21 protein-coding genes are annotated in these 25,809 nt (G+C 51.8%); 19 read left to right on the plus strand and 2 right to left on the minus strand.

The genetic code is table 11. The features are described from left to right. Positions 1-4 precede the first annotated feature (4 nt). Complete coding sequence (gene holA / locus MKX42_RS09130) at positions 5-1,024, plus strand: DNA polymerase III subunit delta (RefSeq protein WP_340752224.1); 1,020 nt, start codon at positions 5-7, stop codon at positions 1,022-1,024. A gap of 392 nt (positions 1,025-1,416) precedes the next feature. Here holA and rpsT read toward each other — a convergent pair whose 3' ends face one another. Next, complete coding sequence (rpsT, locus tag MKX42_RS09135; RefSeq protein ID WP_036690458.1) at positions 1,417-1,689, minus strand: 30S ribosomal protein S20; 273 nt, start codon at positions 1,687-1,689, stop codon at positions 1,417-1,419. Between the two features lie 180 nt (positions 1,690-1,869). Between rpsT and gpr the strand changes: the two genes are divergently transcribed. From gpr to dnaJ, 10 genes are all read left to right on the plus strand, one after another. After that, on the plus strand, positions 1,870-2,880 hold the full coding sequence (gene gpr, locus MKX42_RS09140; RefSeq protein ID WP_340752225.1) for a GPR endopeptidase: 1,011 nt from the start codon (positions 1,870-1,872) through the stop codon (positions 2,878-2,880). A gap of 291 nt (positions 2,881-3,171) precedes the next feature. Next, entirely contained in the window at positions 3,172-4,545 is a 1,374-nt protein-coding gene (locus MKX42_RS09145; RefSeq protein ID WP_340752226.1) for a stage II sporulation protein P, read from the plus strand. Positions 4,546-4,575: 30 nt separating this feature from the next. Continuing rightward, positions 4,576-5,097 carry a hypothetical protein gene (locus MKX42_RS09150; protein WP_340752227.1) on the plus strand — a complete coding sequence of 174 codons (522 nt, stop codon included), beginning with the start codon at positions 4,576-4,578 and terminating at the stop codon, positions 5,095-5,097. Between the two features lie 225 nt (positions 5,098-5,322). Beyond that, on the plus strand, positions 5,323-7,134 hold the full coding sequence (gene lepA, locus MKX42_RS09155; RefSeq protein ID WP_340752228.1) for a translation elongation factor 4: 1,812 nt from the start codon (positions 5,323-5,325) through the stop codon (positions 7,132-7,134). A 144-nt stretch (positions 7,135-7,278) separates the two neighbouring features. Further along, complete coding sequence (hemW, locus tag MKX42_RS09160; protein ID WP_340752229.1) at positions 7,279-8,463, plus strand: radical SAM family heme chaperone HemW; 1,185 nt, start codon at positions 7,279-7,281, stop codon at positions 8,461-8,463. A gap of 74 nt (positions 8,464-8,537) precedes the next feature. Further along, positions 8,538-9,047 carry an N-acetyltransferase gene (locus MKX42_RS09165; protein ID WP_340752230.1) on the plus strand — a complete coding sequence of 170 codons (510 nt, stop codon included), beginning with the start codon at positions 8,538-8,540 and terminating at the stop codon, positions 9,045-9,047. 508 nt (positions 9,048-9,555) lie between these two features. Then, entirely contained in the window at positions 9,556-10,587 is a 1,032-nt protein-coding gene (hrcA, locus tag MKX42_RS09170; RefSeq protein ID WP_036690445.1) for a heat-inducible transcriptional repressor HrcA, read from the plus strand. Positions 10,588-10,635: 48 nt separating this feature from the next. After that, the gene (gene grpE, locus MKX42_RS09175; RefSeq protein ID WP_340752231.1) at positions 10,636-11,223 is read left to right on the plus strand and encodes a nucleotide exchange factor GrpE; all 588 of its coding nucleotides are present in this window, start codon (positions 10,636-10,638) and stop codon (positions 11,221-11,223) included. 108 nt (positions 11,224-11,331) lie between these two features. Next, positions 11,332-13,179 carry a molecular chaperone DnaK gene (gene dnaK / locus MKX42_RS09180; protein WP_340752232.1) on the plus strand — a complete coding sequence of 616 codons (1,848 nt, stop codon included), beginning with the start codon at positions 11,332-11,334 and terminating at the stop codon, positions 13,177-13,179. A 118-nt stretch (positions 13,180-13,297) separates the two neighbouring features. Then, positions 13,298-14,425: a molecular chaperone DnaJ gene (gene dnaJ, locus MKX42_RS09185; protein ID WP_340752233.1), complete on the plus strand. Its 1,128-nt coding sequence runs from the start codon at positions 13,298-13,300 to the stop codon at positions 14,423-14,425. Between the two features lie 303 nt (positions 14,426-14,728). Here dnaJ and MKX42_RS33400 read toward each other — a convergent pair whose 3' ends face one another. Next, positions 14,729-18,805, minus strand: coding sequence for a S8 family serine peptidase (locus MKX42_RS33400; protein WP_445669304.1), 4,077 nt, complete (start codon positions 18,803-18,805; stop codon positions 14,729-14,731). 572 nt (positions 18,806-19,377) lie between these two features. On the opposite strand from MKX42_RS33400, the gene MKX42_RS09205 reads away from it, so the two are divergent. From MKX42_RS09205 to prmA, 8 genes are all read left to right on the plus strand, one after another. Next, a complete protein-coding gene (locus MKX42_RS09205) occupies positions 19,378-19,737 on the plus strand; it encodes a hypothetical protein (protein ID WP_340752234.1) in 360 nt (119 codons plus the stop codon). Between the two features lie 43 nt (positions 19,738-19,780). Next, positions 19,781-19,960: a YfhD family protein gene (locus MKX42_RS09210; protein ID WP_340752235.1), complete on the plus strand. Its 180-nt coding sequence runs from the start codon at positions 19,781-19,783 to the stop codon at positions 19,958-19,960. Positions 19,961-20,082: 122 nt separating this feature from the next. Beyond that, positions 20,083-20,442: a hypothetical protein gene (locus MKX42_RS09215; protein WP_340752236.1), complete on the plus strand. Its 360-nt coding sequence runs from the start codon at positions 20,083-20,085 to the stop codon at positions 20,440-20,442. Between the two features lie 108 nt (positions 20,443-20,550). Further along, positions 20,551-21,462 carry a methyl-accepting chemotaxis protein gene (locus tag MKX42_RS09220; protein ID WP_340752237.1) on the plus strand — a complete coding sequence of 304 codons (912 nt, stop codon included), beginning with the start codon at positions 20,551-20,553 and terminating at the stop codon, positions 21,460-21,462. Between the two features lie 249 nt (positions 21,463-21,711). Beyond that, positions 21,712-22,209: an RNA polymerase sigma factor gene (locus tag MKX42_RS09225; protein ID WP_445669368.1), complete on the plus strand. Its 498-nt coding sequence runs from the start codon at positions 21,712-21,714 to the stop codon at positions 22,207-22,209. Further along, positions 22,169-23,830, plus strand: coding sequence for a DUF4179 domain-containing protein (locus MKX42_RS09230; protein ID WP_340752239.1), 1,662 nt, complete (start codon positions 22,169-22,171; stop codon positions 23,828-23,830). The genes MKX42_RS09225 and MKX42_RS09230 overlap by 41 nt, the downstream gene beginning before the upstream one ends. A gap of 112 nt (positions 23,831-23,942) precedes the next feature. Then, positions 23,943-24,524: a DNA-3-methyladenine glycosylase I gene (locus MKX42_RS09235; RefSeq protein ID WP_340752240.1), complete on the plus strand. Its 582-nt coding sequence runs from the start codon at positions 23,943-23,945 to the stop codon at positions 24,522-24,524. Positions 24,525-24,749: 225 nt separating this feature from the next. Beyond that, the gene (gene prmA / locus MKX42_RS09240; protein ID WP_340752241.1) at positions 24,750-25,808 is read left to right on the plus strand and encodes a 50S ribosomal protein L11 methyltransferase; all 1,059 of its coding nucleotides are present in this window, start codon (positions 24,750-24,752) and stop codon (positions 25,806-25,808) included. The last annotated feature ends 1 nt before the right edge of the window (position 25,809 follow it).

Raw genomic sequence — 25,809 nt, forward strand, 5'->3', positions numbered from 1 at the left:
CAGGATGGATGCCAAAACGGCGGCCAAAGACATTAAGCAAGGAAAGGTCTCCCCGCTGTACCTGCTGTACGGCAGTGAGAAGTTCCGGATGAATGAATTCGCGGCCATGCTGGAGGAACACCTGATAGCCAAAGAAGACCGCGATTTCGCGGTGATCCCGTTCGATCTCTCCGAAACTCCGGTTCAGGCGGTCATTGAAGAGGCGGAGACGGTTCCGTTCATGGTAGAACGCAAGCTCCTGCTGGTGCGGGATGCGGCTCTGTTCACGGCAGGCAAGGAGAAGGCGAAGCTGGAACATAACCTGGAAATGCTGAGCGAATATATGCAGCGCCCTGCCGAATTCAGCGTGATTGTATTTATGGTGAACGGCGACAAGCTGGATGAACGTAAAAAAATCGTCAAAAGCATCAAAGCCTCCGGCACGGTTCTGGCCTTCAATCCATTAGGTGCAGAGGAACTGCTGCGCTGGGTGGAAAAGGGCTTCCGCGAACGCGGCTGCTCTCTTGCGCCGGGGACCGCAGAGGCTCTGATCGCAAGCAGTGGAACCGGACTCCAGGGCCTGTCGGCGGAGATGGACAAGCTGTGCCTGTTCGCCGGTACCGGCGGGCAGGTTGATGCGGCAGCGGTGGAGAGTCTGGTCCACAGGGGAACCGAGCAGAACATCTTCACGCTGGTGGAGGATATTGCGAATCTGCGCCTGGACAAGGCGCTGAATACGCTCTATGAGCTGCTCAAGCAGCGGGAGGAGCCGATCAAGATCGCTTCGCTGATTGCCCGGCAGTTCAGAATTATCCTTCAGGTCAAGGATTTGTCTGCCCTGAGCTATTCGCAGGGACAGATTGCCTCCCAGCTCGGACTGCATCCATATGCGGTGAAGCTGGCCGGAGAGCAGGCTCATAAGTTCGGAAGCCAGCGGCTGCGGCAGATCCTGAGTATTCTGGCGGATCTGGACTATCAGATGAAGACGGGAGCTGTCGATAAGGTGCTGGGGCTGGAGATGTTCATGCTACGGCTTGGAGCCTGAGCTGTGAGCGTATACGATTAGCCAAAAAAAGCCTGTCCATCCCGTGATCACACGGCTGGACAGGCTTTTTAAAATGTAGCCTATATAAGAATCACTAAAAAAATAAACAAAAAGCAAAAGAAGCGGAGGGGAAATTTGGAACTGTAGGAGCGGTAGCGTCTGCCTTGGTCACCGGATTTCACTCGCGAACAGCGGTTCAAAATCAAGAAATTTGGGGACAACAGCGGCCGGAAGTCCAAATATTCACCGCAGTGACGATGAAGCTTCAAGTTCAAATCTTAAGTGCGTCTTATATTAATTCAATGAATGAAGCTAACAAGCATAAAAAAACCTAACCGTATGCAGCATAGCGGTCAGGTTCTTCAATGCTCGTTATGATTGTCGCCCTTGGCTTAGGCTTGAGCCTTGAGAGCGTTCAATTTCTTAGCCAAGCGGGATTTTTTGCGGGCAGCCGCATTTTTATGAACCAGGCCTTTAGTTACAGCCTTGTCCAGCTTTTTGGAAGCCGCTTGGAAAGCAGCCTGAGCTACTTCAACTTCCGTACCAGTCACTGCTACATCAGCAGTTTTCACAGCTGTACGAAGCGCGGACTTCTGGGAAGCGTTCAGTGCACGGCGTTTCTCGATCGTCTTGACGCGTTTTACCGCGGATTTGATATTTGGCATTGCATTCACCTCCTGAAAGACATTCGAAATCAACAAATGATTCACAACTTAAAATAGTTTAGCATGAAGGGTAGTAAAAAGCAAGATAAAAAGCTTTAGAATTCCCTCAGTGCGGTTTGTATAAACGGCGGCTTTCTCTCGCACACTATCAGCAATATGCAAAAGGAGGCTGAACTAAGAATGGAACTGGATCTTCAGCTGTATTCGGTACGTACGGACTTGGCGGTGGAAGCGAAAGAAATGGCAGAGCGGCACGCCAATGCACCGATCCCGGGTGTCAATGAGGAAGTGGAAGAAGCCGACGGCATCAAGGTCACGAGACTTGCTGTAGCAGACCTTGCCGGCTCTCAGGCGATTGGACGGGCTATCGGCAATTACGTGACCCTGGAGGTGCCTGGGCTGCGCGGCGGGGATACCGGGCTGCAGCAGAAGGTCTCTACAGTGTTTGCCCGGGAATTCGAGCATTTCCTGGATAAAATCGGCATTGACCGCGATTCCAAGGTCCTCATTGTGGGCTTGGGCAACTGGAATGTGACGCCCGACTCGCTCGGCCCGCTGGTCGTTGAGAATTCGCTGATTACCCGCCAGTTCTATGAACTGGTACCCGACCAGATCTCGCCCGGTTACCGGAATGTCAGCGCTATTGCTCCCGGAGTGCTTGGGTTGACGGGGATTGAATCCAGCGAAGTTGTGCAGGGGATTGTGGACCGCACCAGCCCGGATGTCATTATAGCTATTGATGCGCTGGCCTCCCGTTCACTGGAGAGAATCAATACCACCATCCAGATTGCTGACATCGGCATTCATCCCGGCTCGGGGATCGGGAACAAACGCAGAGGGCTGACCAAGGAGGTGCTGGGCGTGCCTTGCATTGCCATCGGCGTCCCTACAGTCTGCTATGCCTCCACCATTGTCAACAACGTGCTGGAGATGATGCGGACCCATTTCGGACAGATGGCTGACGGTGGCGCCCATACCAAAGAGATTATGGGTCTCCTTGACGATATCTCAGAGCAGGAGCGTCTTGCCCTGGTGAAGGAAGTGCTTGAGCCGCTGGGCCATGACTTGATTGTTACCCCTAAAGAAATCGATGAATTCATTGAAGAGATCGCGAATATTGTGGCAAGCGGATTGAATGCCGCCTTGCATGAAGCGGTAGATCCGGGCAATGTCGGAGCTTACACTCACTGATCTGTCACTTATCACCTGGCCCGCACCGCCCTGCTATAACGCAGAACGGGTTGCGGGCTTTTTGTATAAATATAAGAACTTATATGTTTCACACGATAACTTATCCTTCTATTTCCCGCTGAAACGGTACCGTCCTTTAAAAGGACGGTACCGTTTCTACTGGGTGTTGCCGGTTCACTTGTCTATCTATGCTCCCTGCTATCTCTCATTCTGTGGTTCTAGCATAAACCTTCCGCTCATAGATTTGGAGTATGAGAGATTACAGAGGGCTTAGAGGAGGACATAACAATCATGAACAGAAAATGGTTTCAGCTATGGAATATAGGGCGGCTGCGCGGACGGCTGATGGATATTCTGTCGCTGGGAAGGACGATGCTGCTGCTGGCCGGAGGTTCGCTTGTGTTATTCATGCTGCTTGGAGCCGGCGGATTGGCCGGGCAAAAGCTGAATTCTTCGCCCATTCCTTCTATGAAAGGTCTGGCGGCCTCACTCTCCAGCGGATTCTTCATGGAGCTGCTGGGCATGGAGGTTCCCCATCTGCCGAAGGGCGAGCAGCCTTCAGCCTTCTCCGGGGACAAGGTGACCTCCTTCGTATTCCGGCTGCTTACCAGTGTTGATCCTGGTGATCCCAAGAGCCTGGTCTCGCGTGAGATGCCTGGACTTGCTGCCGATGATCCCTTCCTGCTGCGGCAAGGTTCAGGAGGAAGTACAGGAGCGCCGGCCGATTATCATCCGGGGGGCGATGAACTGGCCACAGGGGAAAACCCCGGAGCAGGGGGCGATCCTGGAGCCCTCCCGGATTCAGGGAACGGTACAGAGACTGGTAATGGTCATGACAGTCCAGGGGAAGGCGTGGTACAGCCCGAGGCTTCCCCTGTTCCGGACCCGTCCGGAACAGAACCTGACGAGGGTTACTCCGGAAGCGGAGATGCCGAGAACGGCACGGGAGATACTTCGGTCAAGCGTATTCTCGTCTATCATTCCCATCCGCGGGAAGCATATAACCCGCTGCTGGGCGCACAGAGCGACAACCCCAGCTCAGCAGTCCCTTCCAAGAATGTCATGCTGGTAGGCTCCTATATTGCCAAGAGGCTGGAAGAACGCGGGATCGGAACCGTCCATGCCCAGGAGGACTATGCTACAGAGGTGCCGGGCTACAACTGGAACTTCTCTTATAAATATTCTCGTATGACTGTGAAATCGGCCATGGCCTCCAATCAAAAGATGAGTGAGCTGATTGATATCCACCGTGATTCGCAGCGGCACGGCAAAACAACGGCCGTGATTAACGGGAAAAATTATGCCCAGGTGTATTTTATTTTGGGGCATGCGAATAAAAACTGGAAACAAAACGAGGCCTTCGCCAATAAAATCCATCAGCTGCTGGAGAAAAATTATCCTGGAATTTCACGCGGGATATGGGGGAAATCGTCCGGAAACGGGAATAATGGGGAATATAACCAGACGTTGTCCCCGAACAGTGTACTTATTGAAGTAGGCGGAATTGACAACAGCGCCGATGAGCTGAAGCGGACGGCGGATCTTCTGGCAGATGCGATTGCTGATGTGTATTGGAGCAGCCGGGATGCCGAGAAGGCGGCTGCTCCAGATCAGGGCAGTACGAAGTCTGGAGGCACCGGGGCCGAGATATCAACAGGTTCCTGAACGGATTATAGCTGAAAAGGAGCGGAGACTATGACACGGTTCGGTAAAAAGATGGTGATGTTCGGAATATGGGCGGGCGTGGGACTGCTGGTCGGCCTGCAGTTCGGCGGCGGCAGCGGCGGTACGGGAATATCCGGTATCCTGCCGGACTGGAGTAAGCCGGCCGGGAGCAGCGCAGCTGGCAGCCAGCTTCCAGCTGGACAGAACGTCACGGCTGGGACTGCGTACGTTCCGGCTGCCAGCACGGCCCCGGGGGGGCAGGCTTATGTATACGTACCCGTGACTATTGATCCGGTAACCGGCGCTTACACCGTGCTGCCGGTGCGGCAGCCGGCTGCAGGTACACAGGGGCAGACGGCTGGCGGCACCGGCAGCCTCCCGCAGCAGGAGGTGAAGGATTACTCTGCGCTCAGTCCCGAGCAGATTCTGATCCCGGAGGAGCAGAAGCCGACAGTAGATGTGCTGGCCGATAAGACCGCCGGCCTGCTCCAGCAGGCTTCGCAGAAGGGCATCCGCTGGGTGGTCTCGCTCTTCGACTCCTCGGAGGAGTGAGCAGGAAGTGCCCGGAATCTCCCGGGTTACAATGAGGTTGAGGACACAAACGGCTGCGGATGATGGAAGCCCGCACCCGTTTGTGTATTTTTTTGCAGGATTCAGCCTGCGATTGCAGAGGGTCCGGGCGGTTTCTTTCTTTTCCGGCGGCCGGCGGGATTGATGGGCGGAGCCCGTACTGTTATAATAAGTGGATTAACATTAGGCTGTCTGTGGGGGTAAGGAATGACTGACGTTCAGAAACGACAACAACAAATTCGCAATTTCTCGATTATTGCACATATAGACCATGGCAAATCGACACTGGCTGACCGCATTCTGGAGTATACGGGTGCGCTCACTTCGCGTGAAATGCAGGAGCAGGTTCTGGATCAGATGGACCTGGAGCGCGAGCGCGGCATCACCATCAAGCTGCAGGCCGTACGTCTGACGTACCGTGCCGATGACGGACAGGATTATTATCTGAATCTGATTGACACACCGGGGCATGTCGATTTCACCTATGAGGTATCCCGCAGTCTGGCGGCCTGTGAAGGCGCACTGCTGGTAGTGGATGCAGCTCAGGGGATTGAGGCCCAGACGCTGGCTAACGTGTATCTGGCGCTCGACAACAATCTGGAGATTCTTCCGGTACTCAACAAAATCGATCTTCCGAATGCTGACGCTGAACGCGTGAAGCAGGAGATTGAAGATGTCATCGGGCTGGATGCCAGTGAAGCCGTGCTGGCTTCCGCCAAGGCAGGCATCGGCATCAAGGAGATTCTGGAGCAGGTCGTGAAGCAGGTTCCGGCGCCGACAGGCAACTCGGAAGAACCGCTCAAGGCGCTGATCTTCGACTCCCATTATGACCCCTACAAGGGCGTTATCGTTTATGTCCGTGTAATGGACGGCAGTATCCGTGCCGGTTCCAAGATTAAAATGATGGCCACTGACAAAACCTTTGAGGTTATCGAGGTTGGAGCCTTCATGCCGCGCATGACCATTGTACCGGAGCTGAACATCGGCGATGTCGGCTTCATTGTGGCCGGGATCAAGCATGTAGGCGACACCCGTGTCGGGGATACGGTGACGGATGCCAAGAATCCGACGCCTGAACCGCTGCCGGGCTACCGCCGGATTAATCCGATGGTTTATTGCGGTCTCTATCCGATTGAGACTTCCGATTATAATGATCTCCGTGAAGCGCTGGAGAAGCTGCAGCTGAACGACGCTTCCCTGAGCTTCGAGCCGGAGAGCTCCAGCGCCCTGGGCTTTGGCTTCCGCTGCGGCTTCCTGGGACTGCTGCATATGGAGATTATTCAGGAGCGGATCGAACGCGAGTTCAATCTGCCGCTGATTACTACCGCGCCGAGCGTTATTTACCGCATTAAGCTGACGAACGGGGAGACCATTCAGATCGACAATCCGTCACATTATCCGGAGATCGGGACGATTGACTTCATCGAAGAGCCGTATGTCAAAGCGGGAATTATTGTACCCAACGACTTCGTGGGTACCGTTATGGAGCTGTGCCAGAACAAACGCGGTGAATTCGTCAACATGGAGTATCTGGACAGCAACCGTGTAACTATTACGTACGAGATTCCGTTGTCCGAGATCGTCTACGACTTCTTCGACCAGCTGAAATCCGGCACGAAGGGTTATGCATCCTATGATTACGAGATCTCCGGTTACCGCCAGTCCAATCTCGTGAAGATGGATATCCTGCTGAACAATGAGCAAGTCGATGCGCTGTCCTTCATCGTTCACCGTGACCGCGCCTACAACCGCGGCCGGGTCATCTGTGAGAAGCTGCGCGGCATTATCCCGCGCCAGATGTTCGAGGTGCCGATTCAGGCATCCGTCGGCACGAAGGTGGTTGCGCGTGAGACCGTTAAGGCCATGCGTAAGAACGTACTCGCCAAATGCTATGGCGGCGATATCTCGCGTAAGCGGAAGCTGCTGGAGAAGCAGAAGGAAGGGAAGAAGCGCATGAAGCAGGTCGGCAGCGTAGAGGTGCCGCAGGAAGCGTTCATGGCCGTGCTTCAGATTGAGTAGCAGCATATAAGCTCCCCCTGGAGCTTTCGGTTTATCGCAGAAACGGGTGCCGTCCTACGCAGGGCGGTGCAGCCGTTTCTTCTTGCTTTTCAGCAGCAGGTACTGTGGCAGGCCTGTATATTAATAGAACAAAGGAGACAGCTAATGAATACAGCTACGAGCACTGCACACCATGGCCGTCCCCCTGAGGCCGTATATATTCACATCCCGTTCTGCACCAATAAATGCTTCTATTGTGATTTCAATTCTTACGTGCTGAAGGACCAGCCGGTGATGGACTATCTCCATGCGCTTGACCGTGAGATGGAACTGACTGTGCAGCACACGCCTCCGGGTGTGATCAAGACGATTTTTGTCGGCGGGGGTACGCCTACAGTACTCAAACCTGATGAGATGGCTTATTTTCTGGAATCGGTCCGCAGGCATTTCCCGCAGTGGGATGAGCACATTGAATTCTCGATGGAGGCTAACCCCGGCACCACCGATATCGACAAGCTCAGAGTAATGAAGGAAGGCGGTGTCAACCGGGTCAGCTTCGGGGTGCAGGCATTCCAGAATGAGCTGCTGAGCGGAATCGGCCGGATTCATGATGTGAATGATGTATACCGCAGTCTGGAGAATGCCCGTGCGGTCGGCCTTAATAACCTGTCGCTGGATCTGATGTTCGGACTGCCGAACCAGACGGTGGATATGCTCAGAGAGAGCATCGACAAGGCGCTGGCACTGGATCTTCCACATTATTCTATCTACAGCCTGAAGGTGGAGGAGAACACACTGTTCCATACGCTGTTCAACAAGAACAAGCTTCCGCTGCCGAATGAAGAGGATGAGCTGGCGATGTATCTGCTGCTGATGTCTACTATGGAGGCCGCAGGGTATACGCAGTATGAGATCAGTAATTTTGCCAAGCCGGGGCTGGAGAGCCGTCACAATATCACGTACTGGCGCAACGAGGATTATTACGGTCTGGGCGCAGGGGCGCATGGATATGTGGGCCGTCAGCGGCACATGAATATCAAGGGCGTGAACCCGTATAACGAGGCTTCGCGCAGCGGGTTGCCGCGTCTGGACAGCTTTGAGGTCTCCGAGCAGGAGGCGATGGAGGATTTCATGATGGTCGGCCTGCGGATGCGTGAAGGGATATCGGATCAGGCATTCCGCTCGCAATTCGGAAAACCGCTGGAGGCTGTTTTTGCAAAGCCGCTGCATAAAATGCTGAAGGCCGGGCTGCTGGAGCAGTCCGGGGACAACTATCGCCTGAGCAAGCAGGGAATCCTGTTTGGCAACGATGTTTTCGGTGAATTTGTCGGTGCTTTGACAGAGGTTTAATTTTGAAATACCTCTTGAATTGTAATTCACTGTGTTGTATATTTATTCATATTAATAACAAGGGGTGAGTCAAGGTGCTTGTCAAAACGGATCATTTCCAAAAGGCTTCTCCAGCAGGAGAGCAGCAAGTGATATGCAGAAATGCTACGGTGGAGGATGTAGAGCCGCTGTATCTGATGATAGAGGAGTATGCAAGGCAGGGGATTATGCTGCCCCGTTCAAGGCAAGCACTGACCCGCCAGATCGACCAGTTCGTAATTGCCGAGATTAACGGCAAATTTGTCGGCTGCGGTTCCTTGTTCCGGCTCGGAAGTGACCTTGTTGAGGTCCGTTCTATCGGACTGCGTGATGAAGGCAAGGGTAGGGGCGTAGGCTCGATGATCCTGGAGAAGCTGGTTGAAGAAGCCAGACGCCAGCGAATCCCGAAGATTATGGCGCTGACCTACGCCGTGGACTTCTTCCTTAAGAACGGCTTCGATGTGGTGCAGAAGGAGATTTTTCCCGAGAAGGTCTGGACCGATTGTGTGAACTGCAAGAAGCAGCATGCCTGTGATGAGATCGCCGTGCTGAAGAGACTGGACTGATCCGGCGGGCTATAGCCCCCGGTAAACTATATAATAAGAAACCACTGTTCTCCCGGGAAGCTGATGCTTCAGGGTGACAGTGGTTTTTTGCAGATATGAGGAGTACCTAAGGATACTAAACATAAGCAAGGGGGCATTGCCTGGTGGCGCCATGGTGATTCCTGCCCATAATACAACATCTTCTTCCACCTAGCGGCCCTAACTCCAAATTGTTGTAGGAAAAGCAGGATTGTACGTAGTTCAAGCGCCTTGGCAAGAGAATTCCTGTATTTTATACATGATTTCACCAAATGCAAGGGGATCACATCCCTCGAAGCTGCACAACGTACAACAATGATGCCTGATGGATGTATGGATGTTATCTTGCTTTGACTAAAATAGGCGCAATCAAGTTGCTGAACTCACTTGACAATGGCGAGGTCAGTTTGGTATTTTTGTATTAGTGGTTAGCACTCATCTCACTAGAGTGCTAACGAATCGGAGCCACAGCCGGGTAGGAGGGAATGACATGTTAACTGAACGCCAGAGAATGATACTGAATGCTATTGTAGATGACTATATTTCTTCCGCTGAGCCGGTGGGCTCGCGCAGTATCTCGAAACGCGGGGATGTGGGCTACAGTCCAGCCACGATCCGCAACGAAATGGCCGATCTGGAGGATCTGGGTTATCTGGAGCAACCTCATACGTCGGCAGGGAGAATCCCGTCCCATAAGGGCTACCGCTATTATGTGGATCATCTGGTACCGTGGAATTCCGCCGAAACGGCCGAACTGGGCACGATCCGCGCTTTTTTCGCCGAGAAGCTGAATGCTACAGAGCAGGTTATCCAACATGCGGCAATGATCCTGTCCAATATGACGAATTATACTTCCATCCTGCTGGGACCGGAGGTTTTTCATACTTCATTGCGCCATTTCCAGCTGCTTCCGCTCGATGACAAGACCGCTGTAGCGATTATCGTTACCAGCACCGGGCAGGTAGAGAACCGAACCGTGAGTCTTCCTCCGGAGATTTCTGTGTCCGAGATGGAGAAGGTCGTGAATCTGCTGAACAGCAAGCTGGTCAATGTACCGCTCTACAAGCTGAAGAGTCAGCTTTATTCCGAGCTGGGCGAAGAAATGCAGCGCCACATCTCCCACTATGAAGAATTAATGCAGGTGCTGGATAAGGCGCTTGAGAGCGACCAAGATCAGCGGATTTACTTAAGCGGAGCCACGAATATGCTGACCCAGCCGGAGTTCAAGGACGTCGACAAGGTCAAGACGATTCTCGATCTGCTGGAGGAAACGCCCACGCTGCTCAAAATGCTCACCCCGGCCAGCAGCGGAGCAGGAATGCAGGTGCGCATCGGTACAGAGAATAAGCATGAGGCTTTTGCCAACTGCAGTCTGATTACCGCCACCTATTCACTGGACGGCAAGCCGCTGGGGAGCATCGGCATCCTGGGTCCGACCCGTATGGAGTACGCACGTGTAATGGGTATTCTGGGGATTTTGTCCCGGGATTTGACAGCGATGCTGGCACACTGGTATAAGTGAACAGAGTGTACTAGTCCATGTGAATGATATTAAGGAGGTGAAGACAACTTGAAAGAGGAAGAGGTTCAGGAAATGAATGAGAAGAATGATCCTAGTGTGAATGAGAATCACGCGGCTGAAGAGGCTGATACCACAGAGGGCGGCGGTTCATTCACGGCTGAAGAGGCCGTCGAGGCGGCTTCAGGCAATGAGGAATACAGAAAGCTGCAGGAGCTGGCAGATGAGCATCAGGCGCGCACCTTGCGTGTGCAGGCTGATTTCGATAACTTCCGCCGCCGGACCCAAAAAGAAAAGGAAGAGCTGGCGCAGTACGCAACGTCTAAGCTTGTAACCGAACTGCTTCCGGTAATGGATAACTTTGAACGTGCACTGGCGACACCTGCAGCAGGTGCAGACGCTGAAGCGTTCATCAAAGGCGTGAATATGATTTTCCGTCAGCTGGAGGGAGTCCTTAAGTCTGAAGGACTTACAGCTATGGAAGTGGTAGGACAGCCTTTTAACCCTGAATATCATCAGGCGATCATGCAGGTGGAGAGCGAGGAGTACGGGGAAGGTATCGTGACGGAAGAGGTCCAGAAGGGCTATCTCCTGAAGGATAAGGTTCTTCGTCCGGCCATGGTCAAAGTCAGCATGTAGTTCTGTTCTATATAAGATAAGCGGGTAGAGCTTGTGAAATTAATTTCCACCATAATATAAATGGATGAAGCCCCGGGCTTCACATTATTTCTGAGGAGGCACATTACTGTGAGTAAAGTTATCGGTATTGACTTAGGAACCACGAACTCTTGCGTTGCCGTTATGGAAGGCGGCGAAGCCGTCGTTATCCCGAATCCGGAAGGCGCGCGTACAACCCCATCGGTTGTAGGCTTCAAGAAAGACGGTGAGCGCATCGTCGGTGAAACGGCGAAACGCCAGGCCATTACGAATCCGGACCGTACAATCGCTTCGATCAAGCGTCACATGGGTACAGGCCACAAAGAAAGCATTGACGGCAAAGACTATTCTGCTCAGGAAATCTCGGCTATGATTCTTCAGAAGCTGAAATCCGATGCTGAAGCTTATCTGGGCCAGACTGTGACTCAGGCGGTTATTACAGTTCCTGCTTATTTCAATGACAGCCAGCGTCAAGCTACCAAGGATGCAGGCAAAATCGCCGGCCTTGAAGTGCTGCGTATCGTCAACGAGCCAACAGCAGCTGCTCTTGCTTACGGTCTGGAGAAATCCGAAGATCACACGATCCTGGTCTATGACCTTGGCGGCGGTACCTTCGACGTATCCATTCTTGAGCTGGGCGACGGCTTCTTTGAAGTAAAGGCTACCAGCGGTGACAACCGTCTGGGCGGAGATGATTTTGACCAACTGGTTATGGATTACCTCGTCGCTGAATTCAAGAAAGAGCAGGGCATTGACCTGAGCAAAGACAAGGCGGCAGTTCAACGTCTGAAGGATGCTGCGGAAAAAGCGAAAAAAGAGCTGTCCGGCGTACTCACAACTACAGTATCGCTTCCGTTCATCACGGTAGTTGACGGAGTGCCTCAGCACTTGGAGATCAACCTGACCCGTGCCAAGTTCGACGAGCTGACTGCAAGTCTGGTTGAGCGCACACTGGGACCTACACGTCAAGCGCTGAAGGATGCCGGAATGACGCCTGCGGATCTGAACAGAATCGTACTGGTCGGCGGCTCCACCCGTATTCCTGCCGTGCAGGATGCGATCAAGAAGCTTACCGGCAAAGAGCCTCACAAGGGCGTTAACCCGGATGAAGTAGTAGCCCTGGGTGCTGCTGTTCAAGCGGGCGTACTGACTGGTGATGTAAAAGACGTAGTTCTGCTCGACGTAACTCCGTTGTCCCTCGGTATTGAAACTGCAGGCGGCGTGTTCACGAAGATGATTGAGCGTAACACTACGATCCCTACAAGCAAATCGCAGGTCTTCTCGACCTTCGCAGACAGTCAGCCTAGCGTGGAAATTCACGTATTGCAGGGTGAACGCGAGATGGCGAACGGCAACAAGACGCTGGGACGCTTCATGCTGAACGAGATTCCACCGGCACCGCGCGGCGTACCGCAGATCGAAGTTACCTTCGACATCGATGCCAACGGTATCGTTAATGTCTCTGCTACAGATAAAGGCACCAACAAGAGCCAGAAGATCACCATCACTTCTTCCAGCGGCCTGAGCGACGCAGAAGTGGAACAGATGATGAAGGATGCCGAGCTGCACGCTGAGGAAGACCGCAAGCGTAAAGAACTGGTTGAAGCCAAGAACGGTGCTGACCAGCTCGTATACTCCACAGATAAAGTAATCAAGGATCTGGGCGACAAGGTCGATGCTTCCGAGATCGACAAAGCCAATGAAGCTAAGGACAAAGTGAAGGCTGCACTTGAAACCGACAACCTGGAAGAAATCAATGCTGCTACAGAGGCGCTGAATGAGATTGTACAGCAGTTGTCCGTGAAGCTGTATGAGCAGGCTGCACAGGAACAGCAGGGCGCTGAAGCGGGCCAGGATGCTTCTGAAGGCAATGCCAAGAAGGATAATGTGGTAGATGCGGATTACGAAGTGGTTGACGATGAGAAGAATCAAGGGTAACCTTAGACGATAAGTTCTAATGTGGTGAGAGGGAAGGTCAAGACCGGGGCATCCCGTGTTTTGGCTTTCCTTTTACCATGTATACAGGGACAATTGACGATGTGCGGAGGTGAAAGCAGTGGCAGATAAACGTGATTATTATGAGGTTCTGGGCCTCGGAAGAGATGCTTCAGAAGACGAAGTGAAGAAGGCCTACCGCAAGCTGGCGCGCCAGTACCATCCCGATGTGAATAAGGCCAGTGATGCTGAGGCTAAGTTCAAAGAGGTGAAGGAAGCCTATGACGTTCTGAGCGACGGGCAACAGCGCGCGCGGTATGACCAATATGGGCATATTGACCCTAATCAGGGAATGGGCGGCGGCTTTGGCGGCGGGGGCGGAGATTTCGGCGGTCTTGGGGATATCTTCGATATGTTCTTCGGCGGCGGCGGTGGACGGCGTGATCCGAATGCCCCACAGCGCGGCGGGGACTTGCAGTATACGATGACCATTGAGTTCAAGGAAGCGGTGTTCGGCAAAGAGACCGATATTACCATTCCGCGCACAGAGACCTGCGATACCTGCTTTGGCTCCGGGGCCAAGCCGGGTACGAAGCCGGAGACCTGTTCCGTCTGCCACGGCAGCGGGCAGCAGGAATTCGTGCAGAATACACCGCTTGGACAGATGCGTAACCGCCGTCCCTGCTCGAATTGCAGCGGCACAGGCAAAATCATCAAAGAGAAATGCACCACCTGCGCAGGCCAGGGCAAGGTGAAGAGACAGCGCAAGATTCATGTGCGTATCCCTGCCGGTGTAGATGACGGCGCGCAGCTGCGCATGACTGGTGAAGGCGAAGGCGGCACACGCGGCGGCCCGGCTGGAGACCTGTACATTGTAATCCGCGTGAAGAATCATGATTTCTTCGAGCGCGAGAACAACGATATTATGTGCGAGGTTCCCTTGACGTTCGCTCAGGCGGCGCTTGGTGACGAGATTGAGATCCCAACGCTGACCGAGAAGGTGAAGCTCAAGATCCCGGCAGGCACTCAGACCGGGACCTTCTTCCGCCTCAAAGGCAAAGGAGTTCCGCATCTTCGCGGTAACGGCGTTGGTGACCAGCATGTCCGTGTCATCGTAGTCACGCCTAGCAAGCTCAGCGAAGAGCAGAAGGACCTGCTCCGCCAGTTCGCCTCCCACAACGGAGAGAACACGCATGAGCAGGAACAGTCGTTCTTTGACCGTGTGAAGCGGGCTTTTCGGGGAGACTGAACTTTTAGGTAATGTGAAATAAGGATGGAAAAGCTTGTAGAACAGCACCCCGTCTCCATTAGTGGAGACGGGGCGCTGTTTTTATTGGGGTTTATTGTATTTGTGGTTCTGTTGTATTTGCTGCAACAGAATATATATTAGGACGAATTAAAGGGGAATCTAATGTAGCAAATGCAATCAGAGGTAGTATGCGCGTTATGGCAGCAGCGTCTGTTCCATTGCTCAAACAGCTCTTAACCTAACAAAGAGGCTGTCCCGAGTAGTCTGTAATGACTACTGGGACAGCCTCTTAAGCTTATTCTACTACTCGATCAATCCAGTCTTGCTCAGCAATTCATAGAGTGCAGCGGCTGCTGTCTCACGTGTTGCCGGAGCGGCCGGATTGAAGGCGACTCCCGATTCACTGGCGAAGACACCGGCTTTGGTCAGGGCTTGCAGACTGTCCTTGGCGTAAGGGGCTACCTTAGCGCTGTCGGAGTAGGTTGTGAACGAAGGATTAGCAACAGCCTTCAGTTCAGTGCCTGTCAGTTTCACTGCTCTGTCCAGAATGACAGCGAGCTCCTGACGGGTTACTTTTTGCGTAGGTGCAAACTTGCCGCCTCCGATACCCAGAATCAGACCGGCTTTGGAGGCTGCGGCGACATCCTTGGCGTACCAGTCCGTTGATTTCACATCGGAGAAGGTTACGCTGGCATCTGTTCGCAGACCCAGTGCACGGGTCAAGAGTGCTGTGAACTCGGCGCGGGTCAGGTTGCTCTGCGGTGCAAAAGTAGTTGCCGAAGTTCCTTGGATAATCAGCTTATCGGCCAAGGTCTGGATGGCAACAGCTGATTTGGAATTAGCGATGTCAGTGAAGGCTGCTGCCGGTTTGCTGACTGCTGCATACACGGAGAAGCCTGGACGGCTTACGGTCACAAGGGTTGTTCCATCGGCTTGTGGTGTGAAGACAGAAGCAACCGGGGTCACCAGTCCATCTTTCTCAAACAGTACACCCGCAGTCTTCGATTCAATCTTCCCAGGTACAGTAAAGGTGCGCTTGATGAACACGTTGGTTGGAACGTTCAGGTAAGTGCTGCCTGTTGCTGTAGTCCATGAAGCTTCATAGGATACCGGTGTTCCGATGACCTTGGCACCCGGAGTACCTGCAATCAGCTTGCTGGCAGCATCCGGCTCTTGCTTGATTATTAGCTTCAAGCTCTGGCCTGCAGGGGAAGCCGCAAGCAAGGATACCGGCAAGGCTACAGCAGATCCGCCAATATTAACGATAATGGTGCTGCCTGCTTGGATGGCAGCCAGTAATTTCACCTGATCAGCAGTCAGGCTCAGTTCAGCAGACTTATCTGAGATGCTGATAAGAGATACAACAACGGCTGTCTTGACAGTAGCGGCTTTGGCCAGAACGGCCTTCAGGTCGCTGTCGCTGACGGTTACTGTCGTTACGCCATCCTTCGATGCAGTTATAGGTGTTACCGTTACCTGTTGAACGCCTTCTTCAACAAGAGATTTTACAGCGCCAGGTACTACCACAGGTGTCGGTGTTACTACAGAGCCGCCACCGCCACCACCGCCACTACCGCCGCCACCATTGCTTCCACTGCCAGAGTCAGTAATAAAGCGGAATGAGGTGTAGGTGCTGTAGTATGTGTCTTTGTTATAGTCTATCTTGATCGGTTTGGTGTTATCTTTGGCTTTAATGCCGAGTACTTCAAGCTTGTAGACCCCATCGCCCAGACTGGCTACGGCAGGGTTTCCATTGGCATCCAGAATAGGGTCGCCGTTGTGGTCATATGGGTGATAGGTGGATGATATAACCGTGCTATAGTTGCCAGGCTCAAAGAATTTATCCGGTGATCCTGTAGTGGATACTTGGAATGAGCCTTTTTTGGTATCATCAAGGCCAATCAGATTCACTTCATAGTAGTTAATATCTTCGGCCTTCAACTTGTAGTTCAGAACAGCACTTGAATTGGTGTAAACAATTGGTTGGCTCAGTGCAGCTTCTTGAATGCCTGTACCCCAATCAGGTTGATCGGTTGTCTTATCTACATTGATTGCAAACGGCAAGTGAAGTGTTGGCTGTCCGTCTGCTTTCAGTACGATATTGCCTTGCAGCATTTGTGGCTCGGTATCAGCAGCAACGGTGACCTTCAGGTTGAACGTGGAGGCACCTTTGGCAGCAGCAGTTACTGATGATTTGTCGAGAGCCGCAGATACCTTGGGGTCACCATAGTTCCATTCCACGGAGGCAGAATACGTGAGCGTATTATCACTTGTATTCTTCAATTGGAGAACTTTCGTAGCCTCAGAACCTGGCAGCAATGTGCCAAAGCTTGTGGATGGATTGTAGTTGATCACATTCTGAGCGATAAAGTTCTTGTCCAGAATGGAGATTGGCTCGATCGCTTGCAGCAGTGCCGGTGTGTTAATGGCATTTTCTACATTGGCGCGTCCTGGACCTTGTCGATAAAGATCTTGTGGTTGGCCGTTAACCGTTAGACCTACTGCGGTATTGGCTAGTGCCGCACGGATATCGAATGGTGTATAGTCCGGATGGGCTTGTTTAATGAGCAAAGACAAACCTGCAACATGCGGTGTTGCCATACTTGTACCGCTGAGGCGAGCATAGGCCTTAGAATAATCCGTGTCGGAATGGCCTTTGCCATAAGCAGGGTAGGTGGACAATACTCCATCACCAGGAGCAACGATGTCCGGCTTGATGCTTAGATTACCATCAAAGTTCGGTCCTAACGATGAGAAAGTACTCATTGTATCACCAGTCGTCATTTCATGGTGATATTCAGGACTAAAAGTGAAATAAGTTGGATTGTTTCCATTTTTCAGAATTGCTCTTGCTAATTGGCGCCCTTTTGAACCTTTAATGTCAAAAGTAGGAATATTTTGATATCCATTACCTAGATTCACACCGATGAAGTCGCTACGATCTTTGTAGTCTTCGTCTAGAATAGCTTCACTCTTACCATCTACCTTTTGGGCATTTCCGTTGAAAATTACGATTGCTCTAGCGTTACGCTCTTTAGCATTCGCAATTTTATCTGCAAAGCCCAGTTCACCACGTGATACCAATACGATGGAACCGCTGATATCTTCGGCAGGGTAATCTTCTTTTGCTCCAAGATCAGCATACACAACGCGTACTGGCTTAGTACCAATGATAGTCGCGAAATCATCATTTGCCAGCTCATACGCCATCATATGGAATGGAAAGTAGGTATCATAAGTAACAGAAGTTACCGAGTTGGAAATTTCTGCCTTAAATTCGCCGGAGTAAGCATCAATAGGACTGGTTACTGAACCCACTGAGATGGCCAATTGAGAAGCAGCCGGGGAGCCCATAGAGAAATAATAACCTTCTTCTCCATTATTCCCATTCGCAATTACAGCAGTTACTCCAGAGAGTACAGCATTATTAATCGCGATGGAATCCGGGGAGTTCACATCCTTCTCGGAATCGGAGCCGAGCGACAGGTTGATGACATCCATGCCGTCCTTGACCGCACGTTCAATTCCGTCAATGACTTGAGCGGAAGATCCGGAGGAAGTGTTCGGCTTATCAATATTACGGCCCAATACTTTGTAGACGTACAGTTTTGCTCCCGGAGCTACGCCCTTTTGAGCAACATCGCCTTTAGCTGCATACTGACCTATGATTGTGCCGGCTACATGCGTACCGTGGTAAGTTCCCGCATAGCCTACACCATATTCTTTATCTTCCCCCGGAGTCAGCGGTACTTCTTCATAAGGATCTTCATCCTGGTAAAAGGAGTCATAGCCGCCTTTATAAGCCTTTGCAATATCCGGATGCGTATAGTCGACACCGGTATCGATCACACCGACCTTCAGTCCCTTACCGTCAAGACCTTGGTCGGCCGCCCAATCGGCATGAATCTGCTTCAGGGGAGCATTGTCGTTTCTGTAAGTCACTTCGGTCACTGTCTGATCAGGGAGAGCATACCAGGTGCTGTTTGGATAAATGGAAGACACGCCTGAGATCTTCGCCAGCTCAGGGATTTTGTTAGCCGGAACGGTGACTTCAAAGCCGTTCAGAATCGTGTCGTACTTGTAATTGACGGTGAGGTCAATCTTCTTGGCTTCAGCCTTATCAAGTACTTCATCCTGCTGGCTGTTCACCGCAGCTTCTGTCGCTGTATTGGCGAGTGCTGTAATCCCTTGTCTGGCAGCATATTTGCCGACGGCAGCAGGCTGACCGCTGAGTTGAACGATAACCCGGACAAGATTTGAGGATTTGGTGTTAATCTGTGGAGAAATATAAGGCTGATTCGCTGGAATCAAGGCTGGAAGATGATTGCCTGATACGGGTGTCTTCAAGCTGCTGGCGGCGAATGCCGCGCCTGGAATCATACTTGCAGCCACACCCAAAGATAAAGTTAGTAATGATAGTTTACGAGGTAATTTTGTCCACTCCAAATGTAATCCCCTCCACAATATGATGTTGGTTCTGGCTTACATCTCTCCTGCTACAGACAGTAGACGGATTCTCCTTTTCTATTAATCCGGTTTATTTCCGTCAAGATTACTAGGAAAAATATTAAGAAGATTTTACCACTGGTTATTTGTAAAATCCACACAAAATTTATAGTGATTTGAGATTTTTTTCATTTTATGTGGGAGGTTTCATGACACAAATAGGCTTTTTAAACTACTAATGAAATTATTAAAGACAAAAAAATACAAAAAAACAGATGAAAAAACAATTTTCGTCATAAATACTGACATGTGTGCGGGGCGAAAAACAGGGCTGGAAATTTAGAAGTGTGGCTTCAGAATTATGAAATCTGTAGATATCAGAGGGTGGAAGTCCGAATAATCTCTGGAGTCACAGCGAACCAAAATGTATAAATTCCTGTCCGAAAATCCAAAATACCCAAGTAAGCTTGAACGAATGAATACCAGGCAGAAAGCAGGGAATTCCGATGTCTGAAAAAAGTATACTGGCTTACTTCAAAACCCCGGAAGAAGCGGAAGGGGTCTCCCGTAAGCTGCAGGCACTGCGTGCTGAGGAGATTTCGATTGACCGGTTCAGCCGGTTTGGGGGGAGCGGGCAGGAGCCGGGAGTGAATCCGGTTACCGGCAATTTGGCGAGCATGGATTCGATGACGGCAGTCAGTGACCATACTGGCATATTAGCTGCAGCGCATACGAGCGGGAGCGGAATGAGCCACGGCGGGGATGGCGGACCGACAGGCAGAAATATTCTGCTGACGGTTATTGTCGATGCGTCTGTCCATGGTCAGGCGATATCACTGATTGAGGAAGCCGGCGGAATGATGTGAAGCTTAGAGTACTAGAAAAAACATTGGAGGCTGATGGCAAGCTATGGACAGAGAGAACTCGAAAATCTTTTCCAAAACCGAAAAAATGAAAATGCTCTATGAGGCGAAGGCCGAGGATGTTGAATTCTCAGCGGCTGAAGCAGATCAGGATGATATAGAGGCTATGGACCGTTCCCGGGAGGCGGACAAGCGGCAGCTGAACGAGATCATGAAGAAGGAATAATTCAGTAAAGTCAAGAAGAGATGAACAGGCGAAATGTTGCTATGGATACCCTGCGTAAGTGGGGTATTTTTGTGTTGTGGCGTGTATAATGGAGTGATATGCGAAGCCGGGAGGATACATAAGTGGATACAGTGATAATGTGGGTGGGGCTGGCGCTGCTGGTTGCGCTGTTAACCTTTCTGAACCAGAAGCAGGTCTATTCCTCCAAAGTAAAACAAGCTTACCGGGAGCTGCGAATGCTCGCTGATAAGGTCCAATCAGAGCAGTCGGAGGCGGCAGATCTGGGGGGCTGGGAAGCTTCCATCGCCGAAATGGAAAAGCACCCCAATGAATTCAACAAGCTGGACAAGGAGATCGGCCTGCGCGAGGTTTTCGTCCATTATCTGGAGCGGCATTATCCGCAGGATACGAGACTTCCAGAGTTGCAGGAAGCAGCTGCGTATCGGAAGGGCAACGTATGGGGGATTAAGATAGGGAATTAAAAAACATATCATTTTAAAAGCCTGAAAAGCCGTTAATAAGAGTATATAGAAATAAGAGAATATTGTTCGCAGATCAGTTAAAATTGAGATGTATAGGGAGCAGTCAACATGGAAAATCTAGCAGACCAAGTAGTTACAGACGAACTGGTTGTCAAAGCTTTGGAAAAGAACCTCGCCATGATCCGGTTTGACCTGGACCGCCGTGTCGCCTACGTCAATGAGATTTTTGCCCGGTCGGTGAAATACAAAGCGGAGGATATGTATGGCATGCAGCACAGCCAGCTGTGCTTCCCTTCATTCGTGAACAGTCCGGATTATGAATTGTTCTGGCAGAATTTAATGGCTGGCCGGAGCTTCCAGGACAAAATTGAACGGATGGACGCAGAGGGGAATTCAGTCTGGCTGGAAGCTACATATATGCCGGTGTTTGATGAGACAGAGACCCATGTCATCGGCGTATCTAAGGTGGCCACCAACATTACGGAGAGACAGAACAACATGAGCCATGTCGTGGAGCTGATGCAGGGAATGGCGGATAGTCTCAATCAGCGTGCGGACAAAGGAATTGAACGGAGTCAGGAGCTGCTGCTGAGTATTGACAGGATTGCCGAGGTATCGAGCGAGAATACCGAAACACTGCTGAGTCTGCAAAAGCAGGCTGCGGCGATCCGCGGCGTAGTGCAGACCATCCGTGATATTGCTTCCCAGACCCATCTGCTTGCCCTGAACGCAGCTATTGAGGCTGCACATGCCGGAGAATTCGGCCGGGGATTCGATGTGGTGGCCAAAGAGGTAAGAAAGCTGTCCGCGATGGTGCAGGATCAGATTACCGAAGTCCGGGACAGTGTCCAGGCCATTACGGAAGAGGTCGGCAGAATATCCACGGGACTGAACCAGGTGCAGGATAATGTGCAGCTCAGCCAGCAGCAGATTCAAGTGGCGCTGGATGAATTCACGCTGATCGCAAGCTCTGCGCAGGAGCTGGACAACCAGGCGCGCGAGGTTATGAACATTATCTAAGCTATGCTTGCTCTGAAGAGGAGCCTTTATTCGCGTACAATCTATCGTAAGCAGTATGTAGCCTGTTCATTTCAGGTGGACATGCTGCTTTTTTAGTACATATTGCTGGATATGCTGCTGAAAATGAACCTTTTACCGCCCGGAGTTGTTATAAGAAGCAGAACAAACAAGAAAGGAGGGTATGCTCAAGTGGACAACAAGGAATTATTCCAGACCTATAGCAAGGAGGTGTACCGCACCTGCTACTATATGGTGCATGATGCTGCCGATGCTGAGGATCTGTGTCAGGAGGTATTCATCACTCTCTTTCGCAGCGAGTGGCAGGGCATTGAATATCTGAAGGCCTGGATTATGAAAATCACTGTCAACACCTGCCTGAACCATCTGAAGCGCAGGAACAGCCTGCAGCAGAAGCTGACGGCCCATCTCCATATGTTCAGGGAGAATCCGCAGCCGCTGGTAGACAAGCTGGTGGAGCAGAAGGAAACGAAGCTGGAATGGGCGGGATACATGTCCCGGCTCCCGGCGAAGATCAGGGCGGTGCTGACTCTGCGGTATATGCATGATTTCAGTCTGGAGGAAATCCGCCGGATGCTGGATATTCCGCTGGGGACCGTGAAGTCCAGACAGCACAAGGGGCTGCGTATGATGAAGAGGATTCTGGAAGAAGCGGGCGTTCAGCCTATAACGAAGGAGGACGAAGAATATGGACAGAACCGAAGCGCAGTTAAAGCGTCGCTTAAATGAGGATCAGGAGCTGAATTACCCTGATTTCGAGCAAATGTGGGGCAGAATGGAGCAGGCCCGATATGCATCATCCAAAGGCAGCAGCCGTGCGGGAGCAGGCAGCCCGATCCGCCACCGTAACTGGCGTAAGATCACTGTCGCAGCCTCCTTCAGCGTAGTACTGATGGCCGTTCCTGTGTATGCGGCTGTGCAGTATGACTGGGGTAATCTGCTGAACCATAGAAGCGGTGTACAGGCGGCACTGGAGCAGAACCTGGGTCAGCCCATTGGCCAGACTATCACCAAAGATGGAGTAACCCTAACGCTACATACGGCGCTCTCAGATGAGAACCGGACGGTAATTCTGTATAGTCTGGATGTTGGGGGAGACAAGGGCAATGGAATGTGGAATGTAAATGGAATGTCCCTTAAGGTCGCAAAAGGGAACGGAGACGACAATGAATACAACTACCAGCAGTGGGATGAGAAAAACAAACGGTATAACGGTTATTTCGAGACGAACTGGAGCCCGGGACAGGAGACGGTCAAGGTGAGCCTGACCGCAACAGGAATTCAGTCATACTCCCAGCAGGAGGTGGACCTGAAGCTGGATACGGACTCGCCGGAACGGCAGAGCTTCCCGGTGAACCGGGATGGACTGGAGTCGTTCAGTGTTCAGCCTTTTAAGGAAGGGAATGAGCGTCTGATGCTGTCCACGGCAGCGATTTTTAATGATCAGGGAGCCAAGAGCTTGGCATACCCGCAAATCATAGCATACAGAGGTGGAGAGCCTGTCAAGAATTCTCAGCCAGGTGCCATGGGCAGGCCGGGGGATAACGGGGAATACACTTCACTTCAGTATTACAATCCTGTAGATGTCCCTCAGGCGGAGACAGCCTATAAACTCAGCTACACCAAGCTTGAACGCAATATTGAGGGTCCATGGACGTTCGATTTCGAGCTCAGTAAGCAGAAGATGGCAGGCGCCACGATGAAGACGTCACTGGATCTGCCGCTGGAAGCGGAAGACGCCAGTAACCGGATTGAGCAAATGGTAGTAACACCTACACAAATCCGTGTGTCCATCCGGACTAAAGCCAAATTCGCTGAGCTGCCTTATGTTAATTATACTCTTGAGGTAGGCGGACGGAAGCTGGAAGGCGGATTGTGGTATTCGACATCGGAGGACAAGGATCTGAGAACGCTGCGTTTCGAGCGGCCTGTAGATCTTGAGATTACAAAGACAACGCCAATGACGCTTGTAGGTAATTATAAGGTTACCCGGCATGAGGATGACAAGAAACCACTGAAATTAACCAACATCTCCAGCGAGAAGCAGACGCTAATCAGGCAAACCGGCGGTTATCCGGTGCAGTGGACCTATTATATGCGAGGTGCGGATCTCTATGTAGAGATGAAGAGCGATGATCCGCATTTTGGCGGCGTGAATCAGACTCATATCGGCACCGGTAAAGATCGAATCTTGGGTAAAATCTTGACAGTAGGCTTCCGCGGAGACGGAAACAATCACAGCATCGATGTGTACAAGGACTTCAAAGGCACAGAAGCTTCAATATACATGTTTTTCTATTCTACCAATGAACCGGACAAAGAGACACGGGTACAGCTGCAAGGACAATAGTAACATTATTTTAACGGGAAGAACCCTTGTGTTCTTCTCTTTTTTTCGTATACAGTTAGTAGATACGGCTTGTGTATAGCTGAAGGATCATAAGGCAGAGGAGAGAGGCAAAGTGGAACTAAAGCGCTGCGATTGGGTGAACACGGACCCGGTATACATAGCTTATCATGATGAAGAGTGGGGTAAGCCGCTGGTTGATGACTTGAAGCTGTTCGAGCTGCTGATGCTGGAGGGGATGCAGGCCGGACTGAGCTGGTATACGGTGCTGAAGAAGCGGGAGGGCTTCCGCGAGGCTTTTGACGGCTTTGATCCGGAGAAGATCGTGCTGTATGGGGAGGACAAAGTCGAAGAGCTGATGCAAAATGCGGGGATTGTCCGCAACCGTCTGAAGATTAAGGGAGTGATTACCAATGCACAGGTGTACCAGCAGATCTGCCGCGAGGAAGAGGGAGGCTTCGCCGGTTATTTGTGGAGCTTCGTCGGCGGAAAGACGGTGGTGAACCACTGGAAGAACAGAGCCGAGGTTCCTGCGACCACTCCACAGTCTGATCAGATGAGCAAGGCGCTGAAGCGCAAGGGGATGAAGTTTGTCGGCTCGACGATCTGTTACGCTTTTATGCAGGCTTCCGGGATGGTGGATGACCATGCGCTGGATTGTTTTTGCCGCAGCACCCCGGCTGCTATAGAGAGTTGAACGCAGTTTGGCGCTGAACGGGTAAGAAATGCTATACTAGCTAAGATAAGCTTCGAGGGACATTATGCTCCCAAAACTGAGTCTATGCTTCCGAAGTAAGTTTGTTCGAAGCAGAATCGAGAGAAGTAACGCTCACAAACTAAGTGTATGCTTTCGAAGCGAGTTTTGCGCGAAGCAAAGTCGGGTGCAGTAATGCTCGCAAAACTTTTAGGAGGATTCATTACCATGCTATGGCACGAATTGACGGTACATACAACGGAGGAAGCACAGGAGATGATCTCCAATCTGCTGGTTGAAGCCGGAGCGGGCGGAGTCTCTATTGAAGAATCCGGGACGCTGAATAAAACCCGGGATACACGTTATGGTGAATTATATGATGAACCGCTCAATGACATCCCCGAAGGGGAAGCGGTCATTAAAGGATATTATGCGGAATCGGTGGATATGGACGCGGTTGTGTCCGAGGTGGCGCCAAGGGTGGAAGAGCTGAGAGAATTCGGCATCGACCCCGGGCTGGCACAGATCTCCTGGAAGACGGTGGATGAGGATGATTGGGCTCATGCCTGGAAGCAGTACTTCAAGCCGCTGCGCGTCTCCCGGCGGCTGACTATTAAGCCGACTTGGGAAGAATATACCCCGGCCACTGCCGATGAGAAAATCATTGAGATTGACCCCGGTATGGCCTTCGGAACCGGGACGCATCCAACAACGGCGCTGTGCCTTCGTGCCCTTGAGAAGCATATTGTCAGCGGCGACGAAGTCATCGATGTAGGTACGGGCTCCGGCATCCTTGCTGTCGGAGCGATGCTGCTCGGTGCAGCCTCCGTCCTGGCGCTGGATCTGGACCCGGTCGCCGTGGAGAGTGCCCGCGAGAATGTGGCGCTGAACCGGCTGGAGTCCGCAATCACCGTGAAGGAGAGCGATCTGCTCTCGCTGCTGGGTGGTGAGGGGGCGGCGGATACCGCAGCCGGAGAGATGTGGCCTTCAGCCCGGCCAAGCAGTAGGGCTGACCAAGAGGCCGTTCCTGTTGTAGCGCCGGCGGCAGACGGGCTGGGAGTGACTCTTCCGGTCCGGGTGGTTGTGGCAAATATTCTGGCCGAGATTATTGTGCTGTTCACGGACGATGTCTACCGTGCGCTTCAGCCGGAGGGGATCTATATTACCTCGGGGATTTATAAGGATAAGGAAGGGCTGGTCGCGGAAGCGCTGAAGTCTTCCGGTTTCGAGATTTTAGAAGTAACCCGCGAAGAAGATTGGGTGGCGTTCACAGCCGGAAAGAGGTAGA

The sequence above is a fragment of the Paenibacillus sp. FSL R7-0204 genome, from assembly GCF_038002225.1.
Classification (GTDB): Bacteria; Bacillota; Bacilli; order Paenibacillales; family Paenibacillaceae; genus Paenibacillus_AQ.

Bases quoted from the DNA above. Each gene is read 5' to 3' on its own strand.
- holA (WP_340752224.1), top strand. From the start codon at position 5: ATGGATGCCAAAACGGCGGCCAAAGACATTAAGCAAGGAAAGGTCTCC.
- rpsT (WP_036690458.1), bottom strand. From the start codon at position 1,689: ATGCCAAATATCAAATCCGCGGTAAAACGCGTCAAGACGATCGAGAAA.
- gpr (WP_340752225.1), top strand. From the start codon at position 1,870: ATGGAACTGGATCTTCAGCTGTATTCGGTACGTACGGACTTGGCGGTG.
- MKX42_RS09145 (WP_340752226.1), top strand. From the start codon at position 3,172: ATGAACAGAAAATGGTTTCAGCTATGGAATATAGGGCGGCTGCGCGGA.
- MKX42_RS09150 (WP_340752227.1), top strand. From the start codon at position 4,576: ATGACACGGTTCGGTAAAAAGATGGTGATGTTCGGAATATGGGCGGGC.
- lepA (WP_340752228.1), top strand. From the start codon at position 5,323: ATGACTGACGTTCAGAAACGACAACAACAAATTCGCAATTTCTCGATT.
- hemW (WP_340752229.1), top strand. From the start codon at position 7,279: ATGAATACAGCTACGAGCACTGCACACCATGGCCGTCCCCCTGAGGCC.
- hrcA (WP_036690445.1), top strand. From the start codon at position 9,556: ATGTTAACTGAACGCCAGAGAATGATACTGAATGCTATTGTAGATGAC.
- MKX42_RS33400 (WP_445669304.1), bottom strand. From the start codon at position 18,805: ATGATTCCAGGCGCGGCATTCGCCGCCAGCAGCTTGAAGACACCCGTA.
- MKX42_RS09205 (WP_340752234.1), top strand. From the start codon at position 19,378: ATGTCTGAAAAAAGTATACTGGCTTACTTCAAAACCCCGGAAGAAGCG.
- MKX42_RS09210 (WP_340752235.1), top strand. From the start codon at position 19,781: ATGGACAGAGAGAACTCGAAAATCTTTTCCAAAACCGAAAAAATGAAA.
- MKX42_RS09220 (WP_340752237.1), top strand. From the start codon at position 20,551: ATGGAAAATCTAGCAGACCAAGTAGTTACAGACGAACTGGTTGTCAAA.
- MKX42_RS09225 (WP_445669368.1), top strand. From the start codon at position 21,712: ATGGTGCATGATGCTGCCGATGCTGAGGATCTGTGTCAGGAGGTATTC.
- MKX42_RS09230 (WP_340752239.1), top strand. From the start codon at position 22,169: ATGGACAGAACCGAAGCGCAGTTAAAGCGTCGCTTAAATGAGGATCAG.
- prmA (WP_340752241.1), top strand. From the start codon at position 24,750: ATGCTATGGCACGAATTGACGGTACATACAACGGAGGAAGCACAGGAG.